General features: G+C 24.8%; 14 protein-coding genes and 5 tRNA genes. 3 read left to right on the top strand and 16 right to left on the bottom strand.

Going from position 1 to position 12,457, the window contains the following annotated elements:
• Window positions 1-20: 20 nt before the first annotated feature.
• Window positions 21-266: a 30S ribosomal protein S20 gene (gene rpsT / locus MFL_RS01925; RefSeq protein ID WP_011183267.1), complete on the top strand. Its 246-nt coding sequence runs from the start codon at window positions 21-23 to the stop codon at window positions 264-266.
• A 42-nt stretch (window positions 267-308) separates the two neighbouring features.
• Here rpsT and MFL_RS01930 read toward each other — a convergent pair whose 3' ends face one another.
• From MFL_RS01930 to MFL_RS01960, 7 genes are all read right to left on the bottom strand, one after another.
• A complete protein-coding gene (locus MFL_RS01930; protein WP_164919786.1) occupies window positions 309-2,168 on the bottom strand; it encodes an MBL fold metallo-hydrolase in 1,860 nt (619 codons plus the stop codon).
• 135 nt (window positions 2,169-2,303) lie between these two features.
• Window positions 2,304-2,798, bottom strand: coding sequence for a hypothetical protein (locus MFL_RS01935; protein WP_011183269.1), 495 nt, complete (start codon window positions 2,796-2,798; stop codon window positions 2,304-2,306).
• Window positions 2,799-2,854: 56 nt separating this feature from the next.
• Window positions 2,855-3,205, bottom strand: coding sequence for a 30S ribosome-binding factor RbfA (gene rbfA / locus MFL_RS01940; RefSeq protein ID WP_011183270.1), 351 nt, complete (start codon window positions 3,203-3,205; stop codon window positions 2,855-2,857).
• A 27-nt stretch (window positions 3,206-3,232) separates the two neighbouring features.
• A complete protein-coding gene (gene mtnN, locus MFL_RS01945; protein ID WP_011183271.1) occupies window positions 3,233-3,883 on the bottom strand; it encodes a 5'-methylthioadenosine/S-adenosylhomocysteine nucleosidase in 651 nt (216 codons plus the stop codon).
• A complete protein-coding gene (locus tag MFL_RS01950) occupies window positions 3,883-4,992 on the bottom strand; it encodes a nicotinate-nucleotide adenylyltransferase (RefSeq protein WP_011183272.1) in 1,110 nt (369 codons plus the stop codon). Before MFL_RS01950 ends, mtnN begins: the two co-directional genes overlap by 1 nt.
• Window positions 4,982-5,530: a tRNA (cytidine(34)-2'-O)-methyltransferase gene (locus tag MFL_RS01955; RefSeq protein WP_041356987.1), complete on the bottom strand. Its 549-nt coding sequence runs from the start codon at window positions 5,528-5,530 to the stop codon at window positions 4,982-4,984. The genes MFL_RS01950 and MFL_RS01955 overlap by 11 nt, the downstream gene beginning before the upstream one ends.
• A complete protein-coding gene (locus MFL_RS01960) occupies window positions 5,523-6,119 on the bottom strand; it encodes a non-canonical purine NTP pyrophosphatase (protein ID WP_011183274.1) in 597 nt (198 codons plus the stop codon). The genes MFL_RS01955 and MFL_RS01960 overlap by 8 nt, the downstream gene beginning before the upstream one ends.
• A gap of 62 nt (window positions 6,120-6,181) precedes the next feature.
• Here MFL_RS01960 and MFL_RS01965 point away from each other — a divergent pair, with 62 nt between their 5' ends.
• Window positions 6,182-6,943: a phosphotransferase family protein gene (locus tag MFL_RS01965; protein ID WP_011183275.1), complete on the top strand. Its 762-nt coding sequence runs from the start codon at window positions 6,182-6,184 to the stop codon at window positions 6,941-6,943.
• Between the two features lie 4 nt (window positions 6,944-6,947).
• On the opposite strand, the gene MFL_RS01970 is transcribed toward MFL_RS01965, so the two are convergent.
• The 4 genes from MFL_RS01970 to rpmG form a co-directional block, all read right to left on the bottom strand.
• Window positions 6,948-8,057, bottom strand: coding sequence for a phosphatase PAP2 family protein (locus MFL_RS01970; protein ID WP_011183276.1), 1,110 nt, complete (start codon window positions 8,055-8,057; stop codon window positions 6,948-6,950).
• A 92-nt stretch (window positions 8,058-8,149) separates the two neighbouring features.
• On the bottom strand, window positions 8,150-9,280 hold the full coding sequence (locus tag MFL_RS01975; protein ID WP_011183277.1) for an AEC family transporter: 1,131 nt from the start codon (window positions 9,278-9,280) through the stop codon (window positions 8,150-8,152).
• A 95-nt stretch (window positions 9,281-9,375) separates the two neighbouring features.
• Window positions 9,376-10,449 (bottom strand): aminopeptidase P family protein, encoded by a 1,074-nt coding sequence (locus MFL_RS01980; protein ID WP_011183278.1) that lies wholly within the window; start codon window positions 10,447-10,449, stop codon window positions 9,376-9,378.
• Between the two features lie 63 nt (window positions 10,450-10,512).
• A complete protein-coding gene (gene rpmG / locus MFL_RS01985) occupies window positions 10,513-10,656 on the bottom strand; it encodes a 50S ribosomal protein L33 (protein ID WP_011183279.1) in 144 nt (47 codons plus the stop codon).
• A 182-nt stretch (window positions 10,657-10,838) separates the two neighbouring features.
• Here rpmG and MFL_RS01990 point away from each other — a divergent pair, with 182 nt between their 5' ends.
• Window positions 10,839-11,894, top strand: coding sequence for a lipoprotein (locus tag MFL_RS01990; protein WP_011183280.1), 1,056 nt, complete (start codon window positions 10,839-10,841; stop codon window positions 11,892-11,894).
• 84 nt (window positions 11,895-11,978) lie between these two features.
• Here the strand turns inward: MFL_RS01990 and MFL_RS01995 are convergent.
• The 5 genes from MFL_RS01995 to MFL_RS02015 form a co-directional block, all read right to left on the bottom strand.
• Window positions 11,979-12,067: transfer RNA gene (locus MFL_RS01995), tRNA-Leu, on the bottom strand.
• A gap of 7 nt (window positions 12,068-12,074) precedes the next feature.
• Window positions 12,075-12,150: transfer RNA gene (locus MFL_RS02000), tRNA-Lys, on the bottom strand.
• A 5-nt stretch (window positions 12,151-12,155) separates the two neighbouring features.
• Window positions 12,156-12,230 (bottom strand) — tRNA-Gln (locus tag MFL_RS02005).
• Between the two features lie 5 nt (window positions 12,231-12,235).
• Window positions 12,236-12,319: transfer RNA gene (locus MFL_RS02010), tRNA-Tyr, on the bottom strand.
• A gap of 7 nt (window positions 12,320-12,326) precedes the next feature.
• A tRNA-Thr gene (locus MFL_RS02015) sits at window positions 12,327-12,402 on the bottom strand.
• Window positions 12,403-12,457 lie beyond the last annotated feature (55 nt).

Raw genomic sequence — 12,457 nt, forward strand, 5'->3', positions numbered from 1 at the left:
TATATAAAGGAGTTGAAATTATGCCAAATATTAAATCACAAAAAAAACGTGTTTTAACTAATGAAAAATCAAGAGCTTCAAATAAAGCAATTAAATCAGAAATTAGAACAGCGATTAAAAAAGCTTTAGCTGCTAAAAAAGATGAAGCTACTGATGCAACAGATTTAATTAATCACGCAGTTAGTTTAGTTGACAAAGGTGTTAAAAAAGGTATCTTAAAACCTAATAAAGCTGCAAGAGAAAAATCACGTTTAATGCAAGCGTAATTCTCAACTAAAAAGAAATAATGTAAGGCAACAATTGTTGCCTTATTTTTTTATTATCTTATAGCTTTTAAATAAGACAAAGATATTATCTAAACCATTTGTGATGTAATATTGTATTTTTAATTTTTTGAGTGTGTCTATTGTTTCTTTATGAGGAAACTTTTTATTTCCGCCTTCATTTTCACCACTAATTAAAGCAATTTTAGGTTTTATTAAATTAATGAACTCAAAACTTGAACTTGTCTTACTCCCATGGTGGCCTATTTGTAAGATATCTACTTTCTTAAGATTTAAGATATAAATAAAATCAATTCTATTCATTAAGTACATTTCTGTTTCTTTTTCAGCATCTCCCATAAATAAACTTCTTATATTTCCAATATCTACTATTAAAACTAAACTCTTATTATTTTCAGAATTAGCATATGGATTTATAAAAATATTAATAATAATGTTTTTTATTTTTATAGTGTTTAATATATCTTCATTTAAAATAATTTGCTTTATTTTAAAATTTTCTTTTAAACTGAATAAATTATTATAATGGTCTTCATGTGTATGAGAAATAAAAATTAAATCTATTTTATTGATACCTTGATACTTTAAAAAATTACTTACGAGTTCTGGACTTCTTTGCTTTCCAACTCCAGCATCAAAAATTATAGTTATATTATTCCACTTGTTATGATAAACAAAACTATTACCGTTACCTACATTAAGCATTGTCAAATATTCTGAGGGCTTAAATAAAAAGTTTAAAACTAAAAATAAGAAAAATGCAATTATTGAATATATCTTTATTTTTATTGATACTAAATCACAAACAAAGTTTATTATTGTTAAATAACCAAATAATATAAAAATAATATTGAAATAACCAACATTTAATATAAGACTTATTCTTTTAAGCAAAATAACTACAGTTAGTAATACATCGTATAAATTATTTAATAAATCTTTGTTAATTAAATACACTAATGGCGTAATTCAGTAATATACACTTATTATTGGTGATAATAAAAAAGCGTAAAACATCGAAGTACCATTTATTTGATAAGTGAAATATACATTCAATAAATTTAATAGCATAAAGAAGAAAATGAAATTAAAAAGTTTTTTTTCTTTATTAACTAAAGATCAAAAGAGAATAATTAAAACAATGTATCAAAAACCAGAACTAAAAGCAAAGTTAGGAAAAATTAAAATGATAACGACAATTGAAACAAGATTTTTTAAATATTTATCAGTTTTTAATGTTTTAAATATATCTAAAATTTGATTAAACATTATCCTTGTAAACATAATAGGTCAACAAGTTAAATAGCTTCATACAAACAATATAAAAGTTGAAATGTATTTAAATTTTCTAAGAGTTATTTTATTAAATAATTTAAAGATTAAAAACATATTTATAAAATTAAAATTAATTAAATATTTTAAACCCAATTGATTTAATTCAGAAACCATTAAATCACTTGAATCATACTTATTTAAGAAAAGCACATTAATTAATAAAGGAGCATTATTCAAATTAAAATGTTTATAAATTAAAACTCTTATATTGAAGTTATTTAATATTTCTAAATTTGATGTTTTAATTTGGTATCTAATATTATCCTTGCTAAGATATTCTTTAAAATCAAATTCGTAGTAATTAGAAATGCTATTTATTTGATTTACTTTTCCTTTTATGTTTAGTTTCATACCTACAACATAATTATTTTTGTTAGCTTGTATATAAAATTTTGTATTATTAATTTTAACTATTATGTAATTAGTTTTACATTTTAATATTTTTGCTTTTCCGACTATTTCTTGTTCTTCTTCAAAACTATTTGAATTTCAGTATTGATATATCAATAACATTATTATTGCAATAACTATTCAAGCAGTTACGAACAATATTTTTCTTTTGTTTTCTAATCAGGTAAATATTAAAAGTATCAAAAGGCTTATAAACAAATAAATTATTTCTTGTGTATAAAAAAATGATACATAGATACAAGTGAAATTAAAAAAATAAAATATAAAATAGGTTTAAAATGTAATAAGTTTTGAAAGTCCTTTTTCAAATAAGAATTGTTCATTTTTAGATTCACAAAATGCTTTCACCTCACTTTCAATAACAGAAGAAGGCTTTGCTTGATCAATAATTAAGAATAGTTCAATAGAATATGATGAGCTTAAGTTAAATACTAATAAATCGCTCATTTTTATATTCAGATAATTTATTTTTTGAATATATTGATCTTTGATGTCTAAAACTATTTTATCTTGTTTTAAATTTATTTTAATTGGTTCGAACCAATTCAAATTACTGTTAACCTTTTGAAATTCATTTCAATAATTTTTATAATTATTTTTAGGCAATTTTTTAGGGTATGTAAAATTTTCAATATTTGTTATTAATTCATATCTAATTTGAAAAATAAATTCTTCTTTATTGCTAAAATTATCAATACTAAAAAAACTTGTTACAAAAACAAGGATTAAAATGATAGTAAAGGCTATTAAATATTGAAACTTTTTCATATTAGTTATTAAGGTAAAAAAAATAAAAAAATCTACATAAGTAGATTTAATTTTAATTATTTGTTAACTTTATTTAAAATTTCTTCAATTCTATTAGCATTCTCCAAACTAGTATCATATTCAAAGAATAAATCTGGTACTGTTCTTGTATTTAATTTATGTGCTAACTTCATACGAATAGTTTTTTTATTTTCTTCAAGTTCACTTGCTATTAATTCTTTTGTTATTTCTTTATTTAACGGTAAGAATGATCAATAAATTTTAGCTATTTCACTATCATTTGTTAATCTTACTTCAGCAATTGAAAGTGCTCTTAAAACATCGTTTTTCATTTCTCTTTCAATAATAATTGTAAGTTCTCTTAAAATTGTAGCTTCTTTTCTACCTTTAATTTTGTGATTTGCCATAAATCCACCTCGAGTTCTATACTATTATTATAATATTTTTTTCAAGATTTCCAAAATTTCTTTTCCAGCTATTTTAATAAAATCGTTAAATTGAACATTGTTTGTGTTTTTTTCTCCAATTACATCACTAATAATTTTTATTACACTAAACTCTTTTTCAAACAAATAGGCTGTTTGAGCATATGCAAAACATTCCATATCTAAAACACTAATTTTATCTTCAATTTTATTAATAAAATTTTTAACTTGTTCAGTTGAGTGGATAAATATATCTGATGAAGCAATATTTTTTATTTTTGCTTTACTGATAGTCTTAATAATATCTTTATTACTTGTTTCATAATATTTTGGCATTCTTGGTACTTGACCATAAGCATAACCAAATGCAGTTGCATCAGCAACGCTGTTATAAATTTTATCAATAATTAAAATATCACCTTGTTTCAATTCTTTATCACAACCACCACTAGTTCCAATATTAATTATTGAATCTATATCGTATTTACTTAAAATATATGACAATTGAGCAGCTGCATTAACTAAACCAATTCCAGTTATACAAAACATAATTTCTTCATTTTTATAAATTGTAAACTTTTCATTTTCAACTTTATTTAATTTGTAAAAAGCAATTGAATCCTGCAATTCTTCATGCATAGCTCCTATAATTAATTTCATTATTTTTCTCCTTTTACATAAAAGTTATAAGTTTTTAAAAGTTTATCGCCAATAGAATCTATTCCATGAGTTTTAATTGCAACTTCATATTGGTTTATTAGTAATTTAATAAAACCATTTTTTAAATTTTTAAAACATTCTTCTCGATAATATTCAACATCTTTATAATCTCGTTCTGAACTAATTTTATCTGCACAAAAAACAATCATATCCAATGTTGACATATTTTCACAACCAACAGTGTGATTGTAAACTGCATTAATTATTTCTTCATCTCTTATTAATCAATCATATTTTAAATGAAACGCACCTGTATATGAGTGTCAGACAGGTTTTGGTTCAACTAATAATGCTTTTTCATACTTATTAATGTATAAAGCTTGTTTTTCTTCTGATCATCTTTTAGTAATATCATGCAATGTACCAGCAACTTTTGCTTGTTGAGGATCTATATTATTAATTTCAGCTAGTTTAGCGGCCATATCTCCAACATTCAAGCAATGTTGATATCTTTCTTCATCCATAAATGGTTTCATTCTTGTTTGAAGATATAACAAGTGATAATTTATATAATCATTTACTTTAGGTGTTAATAAATTCAACTCTTCAAGATTTCTTATTTTTGTTGAACTTAAAAAATTGTTATCAAAATGATAAATAGGTAAACTATATTTTATTGCTACATCTTTTTTATATTCATTAGTTCTTTCAAACACAATAAAATTAACTAAATTAATAAGTTCGTCAAAATTATTTCATTCTTCTAATCTATCTAAATTATCTGAACCAATAACAAAAGAAAAATCATATTCTGGATACATTTTTTTGAAATGTGAAACTGTTTCAAAAGTTGTTGTAACTCTTTGATTGTTCATTTCAAATTGATTAATTTTAATATAATTTTCATCTTCAAAAATAAGATTAAGTAAATTTAATCTTTCTTCATTTGAAGTTTTTGTAGACGATTTAAAAGGATTTAAAAATGTAGGTATTATTCAAACTTCTTCATAACCAAGTTTGTCATGACAAGTTTTTGCCATATTAAAATGATCAGTGTGTACAGGGTCAAAACTTCCACCAAAAAGTGCTATTTTTTTATTATTTTTCATCTTTTCATCTTTCGCTCATAATATAGTCTTTACCTTTTTGCACTTCTGTTTTACTTAATGTTGGATAATCTCATTGTCTTAATATTTCATAAGTCACTATCCCTACTGTATTAGCAACATTAATGCTTCGAGTTTGAGGTGACATTGGAAGTCTAAAAGTATTTTCATAGTTATCTTTAATAATTTGTTTTGGTATACCTGTAGATTCTTTACCAAACATTACAAAAACAGGTTTTTGATATGAATTAAAATCAAAATCACTATGTGGTTTTTCACCATATCTTGAAATACAGAATAAATCAATACTTGGATTTTTTTCACAAAAATCTTCTCAATCATCATATAGTTGGTATTCAACTAAATCAAAAGTTCCAGCACTAGCTCTGTTCATTTCTTCTTTTTTAAATATAAAACCTAGAGGTTCTATAATATGTAACTTAGCATTTGTAGCAACACAAGTTCTAATTATTGCTGCTACGTTTTGAGCTATTTCTGGCTCATATAAAACTATATTAACTTGTCTTTCCATTTTATTTAATTTCCTTTTCAATTATTTTTTTAATATCATTCAACGCATAAGCTCTAGCTGAACAATTAATTTTATCTTCTTCAGTTAAATCTGCACAATAAACATTAAACGGTTCAGGTTTAAAAATATAATCATATCCAAAAGTATGATCTGATACTTTTAATTCCTCACCCATTAAACCTTTTGTGATTCCTAAAGCTTCAAAACTTTGATTTTCTTCATAATTGCAAATTACAATAGCAGTTTGCATGCTCATGTTTTTATTATCTGAATCTTTAGTTTTTTGCATTATCATTTTACATATCTCTTTAAAATCAGTTACAGGGTATGCTCATCTTCTTGAATAAACTCCAGGAAAACCATCAAGCGCATCAAAAAAGTATCCTGTGTCATCTCCAATAGCTCAACCATTGATGTATTTTGATAATGCTTCAGCTTTAATCTTTGCATTTTCCAATAATGTTTCACCGTTTTCTTCTGGTTCTACATATTCTGGTAAATCTTTAACGCTTTTAATTTCATAATCAGGTAATAATAATTTAAATTCTTTGATTTTACCCTCATTATTGCTAGCTATTCATAATTCTTTTTTATTCATGACTGCCTTTCTGAGATAATTTGATAATATATATTATATATTTTAGAGGTTTAGGTATAAAAATGAAAGCAGTTAGCGGTTTAAGTAATAAAATAATTGTAAAAGAAAAAGTTTTAGTTAAAGAATCTTATTCATATGTTGATAAATACCTTGACAGAGACAATGAAATAAAAATTTATGAGCAATTAAGTAATTTAAAAAATGATTTTATGATAATACCTTTTGAATGAAAAATTAATAAAACACAAATGGTATCTAAAACTGAATTTTTTGATAATGCCATAACTCTTCACGAAACAGATATCTGTGTTAATAAAATGAAATCAATAATCAAAATAATTAGTAAAATACATAATTTAGAATTGATTGATATAAAGGTATTTAATCCTAAAGAATTTTTAAACTTCTTTATTAAAAATACAAAAGAATGCTTATTTGATTTAGACTTTATTAAAGATCAAGTTAATTTAATAATAGATAATTATTGAAGTGATAATTCTAAACCAGTCTTTTCTCACAATGACTTAGTAAAAGGAAATTTTATTAATTATAAAAAAGGGTGAAAAATAATTGATTTTGAATATGCTATGTATAACCACTATTTATTTGATTATGCTAGTTTTATAAGTGAATCTTTAAATAAAAAAAGATGGAATGTATTTTTAAATTTATTAAATTTATCTGAAGCAGAATTAAATAAAATAACTAATCTGATCTTATATCAAAATTACTTATGGATTTATTGAGCCAGTTATATGTTTGAACAAACTAATGATCAAATTTTTAAAGACATTGCCAAAGAAAAATTTGAAAATATAAAATAAAATCTTAGCTTTTAACTAAGATTTTTTTGTTTACTATTTTATTAACTATAACTATAGATAAATAAGAACAAATGATAATTCACATTCAAGTAAATGTTGTATCAGTAAGTCAATGACTTCCGTTAATTAAAAATGATATAACTAAAAATAATTGATGTACAAAGAATAAATAAATAGCAGCTATTTTTCCTTTTGATAAATTGTTAGGATTTTTAAAATCAATTATGAAAATGAACGCAAATCCACACATACCCATTTGAGCCATGTGACCTGATGGAAAAGCATTAGCATCAAATAATTTATCTAGAGATCAGTCTATTTTATCTGGGTTACCAATTAAACCATTAAATATTCATCATGGTTGAAAGACATCAGGTGATTTAACTCAATCTGGATTAAAATTTATAGCTATTCCATATTTTTCTTGAAACATGTTTACTCTTTCTTTTAAAACAACTTCCATTAAATTATAGTAATCTCTCCCCATTAATATTTTTAATGTTCCAACTAAACCGTATGCTAAAAAGAAAAAAACAATTATTTGTATACATTTAATTCAATATTTATTTTCATAAAAAAATGGTTTTTTAAATCAAACTAATTTTGCATATAATAATATACTCAATAATATCCCAAATTGTAAAACAGCTATAATAACTAACATTTTTCTAAAGTCTTTTGCACTAATGAATCTTTTAATATCAAATTTTAATATATCTCCATCAATAGTTTCAACTGTTCTGTTAAATTTTCATGAACTATCTACTTTTAAAAACATAAAAATAAATCAAGCAATTAGTATAACTGCAAAAAAGATTCAAGATCAAAAATCTTTATCTAACCCCTTTTTCTTATTTAAGTTTATTAAAATATATTCTATGATGATAAAAGCTATTAATGCAAAAACAATATATAAATCTGTATACCCTGATTGTAAATAATAAATTGAAAGATATTTTATAAAATCAATTTTTAATAACTGTGCAAATATTTCCATTATTTCATAATCATAAAATGATGAAAATATAAAAAAGAATAAATTTAGTAAAAAAATACCTATCAAAGGATAAATAATAAATTTATTTAGTTTGTTTTTTTCCTTTAAAAATTGCATTTTTTGACCGTTCCTTAAACATTCTTAATTTTTATTGTAGACAAAAAAAAAAAAAAAACACTTTTTTGTCTAAAAAAAGTGTTTTTGGCGATCTATGAGAATAAACCTGTAGCTCCAATTGCTGATGAAATAAGAATTCAAAGTGGTATTGTAATAATACTTGTTAATATTGTTAAAGTTCCAACATGAGATGCAATTTTTGGTTCTTTATTATAAATAATTGCATAACCTACAATTGTGTTTGCTGTTGGTGAAGCTATGATTGCAACACATAATACAAATGCTAGTGAAGTGATGCCTTTTCCAATAACTGTTTTAAGTAATAAACTAAATATTATGAATAATACAACACATATTAATGGTGTAATTATATTTTTTACAAAAGTAGCTCATCAAACTAATCACGATTGGAAAGATTCTTTAATTTGACTTTTAGCTAATACTGCTCCCATTGAGAATCATGCAAGTGGACTAGCTAATGGAGCTAATATACCTAATACTTGACTTAACCCTGGAATAAATTTATCGATTCTACTTATTGAATAATATGTGTTATCTATGTGTATTACTTTAACACCTGGAATTAATTGAAATAATCATAAAAATATCCCAATGAATGTAGCTATAATAACAGGATTTTTAAATACCTTAAGCATACTTATAAATGAAGTCTTCTGCTTTTCTTGTAACAAACTATTTTGTACTTCATTTTCATTATATCTTTTCTTTTTCATAATATTATCAGCTGCTGAATACATGAAAATTCAAAAACCAATTAAAAATAATGATGAATATAAATCTATTGATTGTTGTTGATCAGCTGGTGAGATTGCTTTGATAATCATTACACCAAAATAAACTGCTGATGAAAAAGCAACACTCATTCCTAAAGTATCTTGTAATGATTTTGATTTACCTATAAAAAAATATTTAGACCCAAAAGTTAAACTTGTATAAAATATCAAACCTAAAATTGCTATAAAAATAGATTCTCAAATATAATCAGTATTTATATCTATTAAAAAGCTTTTAAGCGCTAATGCAGGTAATGCTGCGTATAAAATTATCTTAACAACAACTTTTTCTCAATCAGCAAAAATAAGCGTTTTTCTTTGAAATATAAAACCTATAAAAATAATAAAAGAGGCAGCTATTAGAATACTTCAAAAATTAAAATTTGATAATACATCTACCATAGCTTTCATTGAACTACTATAAAACATTTTTTTCTCCAAAACTATATTTATAATAATTATAAAGTATTAATAATTTGATAAGTTATATAAATATAAAAAAATGAACCATTGGTTCATTTAAATTAAAATTTAAGTTTTACTAATTCTCTTGTTGCTGAAGTTAGCATTCTATAACCATCTTTTAAAACTAAGATATCATCTTCAATTCTAACTCCACCTAAACCTGGAATGTAAATTCCTGGTTCAATTGTTAAAGTCATGTTTTCTTTTAAAATAGTATTTCCTGCAGCTGATGCATATGGTTCTTCATGTATTTCAACTCCATAACCATGACCTAAACCATGAGTAAAGTATCCACCATATCCTCTTTTTTCAATGAAATCATAAACTTGTTTATGTATTTCACCAGCATTAACACCTTCTGAAACTAAACTTATTCCTAAAGATTGTGCTTCATAAACTGCATTATAAATGTCTTCTAATTTTGCATCTATTTCACCAATTGCTATAGTTCTAGTTTGATCTGAGCAATATCCATTGTAATAACAACCCATATCAATAGTTACAAGATCTCCAATTTCAATTTTTTTGTCAGTTGGAACAGCATGAGGCATACTTCCATTAACACCAGATGCAATGATTGTGTCAAATGATATTTTTTCAGCACCTTTTACTAAAAATTCATTATCAACGAATCTTTGTAATTCTTTTTCAGTCATTCCTGGTTTTACATATTCAAGAATAGCTTCAAAAACTTCATTAGTTATATCACAAGCTTTTTGTAGTTGTTCAATTTCTCATTCATCCTTAACAATTCTAATTTCTGAACAATTAATAGGAACTAAAGTTTGTTCTGTAAAAATAGATGCATATTTTTCAAATTCTGCATAATGAACTCAATCAGATTCAAATCCTAATTTTTTAACATTATGTTCTTTTAGTATTTCTTTCATTTGAACAAATAAATTGTTTGAAAATTCTCTTATTTCAATATCTTTTGGAATGTTATTTGAATTTCTTGCAGCTGTTATATATCTTCCATCAACTAATAAATAGCTTTTTGTTTTTGTTATCAATAAGTAACCTAATGAAGACTTAAATCTTGAAAATCAATATCTATTTTCAGGTGAATAAAATAAAATAGCTTCAGCTGAATTTGATTCTAATAATTTATTTACTATTTCTTGTTTTTTCATACTTACTCCTTGTTTTGTTATATATTATTTTGTCATTAAATAAAAAAAAATAAAATAGTTAAACTATTTTTTTTGTTTATGTAATTCGTGTTTGTTGCAGTTACTGCAGAATTTTTTAACTTCTATTTTTTCTTTTTTCTTATCGTTTTTACCAATGTAATTTTCATTTTTACATTCTGTACAACGTAGAATATATTTTTCACGCATAAACGTCACCTCACTAAACTTTTCTTGTATAGATACAATATCTATTTAATATTATCAACCTTTCTACTTTTTTACAAGTTAGATAGTCAATAAATTTATTATTAAAGATTAATTTGCTTATTTTAGATGATTTATAGTAAAATATTAATAATGATTTTAATCATTTATCTTAAGGAGGAATTATGAAGAAATTAATAGCCCTTTTAGGAGCCATTACTTTGACTGCTTCATCAGCATCACTTGTAGTAGCTTGTGGAAATACAACAGTACCAGAATATGACAATTTTGCAAAACTTGCTAATGCAACTAGACCAACATTAAATGATAACAATGAGATCGAACAAAAAGGTTCAACTTTGGTTTACTACATTGGAGCAGAAGATAATCTTTCTTCATTATCATTTGAATATGCATTAAAAAAATCAGTTGGACTTGATGAAAGTGCTTCTTTAGATGATGCATTTGAAAAATTGAATGAATCTAACAGTTCAACCAATGATTTTGCAGGAAAATTTAAAGGTATAGGTGATACTTTTACAGCTAATAACGTAAATGGTGATGATGCCTTAAGATTAGTTGAAACAAATGTTACTTATAACAAGAAAAAAGATTTATGATATTTTGAAAATCAAACTGACTTAAGTACTTTTAGTGCTGAAGCTACTGGAACTAAAATTGAAATGCATGGAACAACAGTTGATACTGTTGGAGATCTTTGAACAGATAAAGCAACTAAAAAAATATTAAATGATTGAATAAAACCTTCGATTGCTAGAATGGTTTATGCTAATATAGATAAACATAATCAATCATGAGATAAAACAAAAGATAAAGAACAGATTAAAAAAGTTAATGATGAAATAAACTCAAGAACTGAAGCTATTAAAAATTCAAAAGGTCCTTTATTCTTAATTATTAGAAATGGTGAGTTTGTAGGTTATTTAGAAGGATTTGAAGCTTATAATCAAGTTAAAAAAGATGGAGACAATCCAGATTTAGGTAAAAGCGATTACAAAGAAAATGATCTTATAAATAATTTTATAAACGGTATGCAAAGTGTTGTTCATACTAAAGATATAATGACAAAAACATATAAATCTGATAATACTAACTATAATTTAAATTCAACAGCATCAAATCAATGAAAATGACAGAATTGAGATAATTGAGTTATTAGAGATTCTAAAACATCATCAGAATCTGGAGAGAGTTATTCATATAATTTAAATAAATACTAAAATAGGTTTTATCCTATTTTTTATTTTGTTTTTTAAAATATAGTAAATAAAAAATCAACCCGAAAGTTGATTGTATTTTTTAAATGGTCCCCAAGGCCAGACTTGAACTGGCACGGGAGATAAAGCCCGGTGGATTTTAAGTCCACTGCGTCTACCGATTCCGCCACTTGGGGATGTATATGGTGACTCGCCGGAGGCTCGAACTCCGGACCCACTGGTTAAAAGCCAGTTGCTCTACCGACTGAGCTAGCGAGTCAAAGTTGGTTGGGCTAGCAGGATTCGAACCGGCGCATGAGGGAGTCAAAGTCCCTTGCCTTACCGCTTGGCTATAGCCCAATAAATGGTGGAGGGGGAGGGATTCGAACCCCCGAACCGAAAGGAAGTGGGTTACAGCCACCCGCGTTTGACCGCTTCGCTACCCCTCCATTTAAATGGTGCTGACTAAAGGACTTGAACCTTCGACCTATTGATTACTAGTCAATTGCTCTACCAACTGAGCTAAGTCAGCGATGCCTTTTTTTTTGCTATCCTCTTTTAACAAGGACATTATTTATTTTATATTA

It is taken from the genome of Mesoplasma florum L1 (assembly GCF_000008305.1).
GTDB lineage: Bacteria > Bacillota_I > Bacilli_A > Mycoplasmatales > Mycoplasmataceae > Mesoplasma > Mesoplasma florum.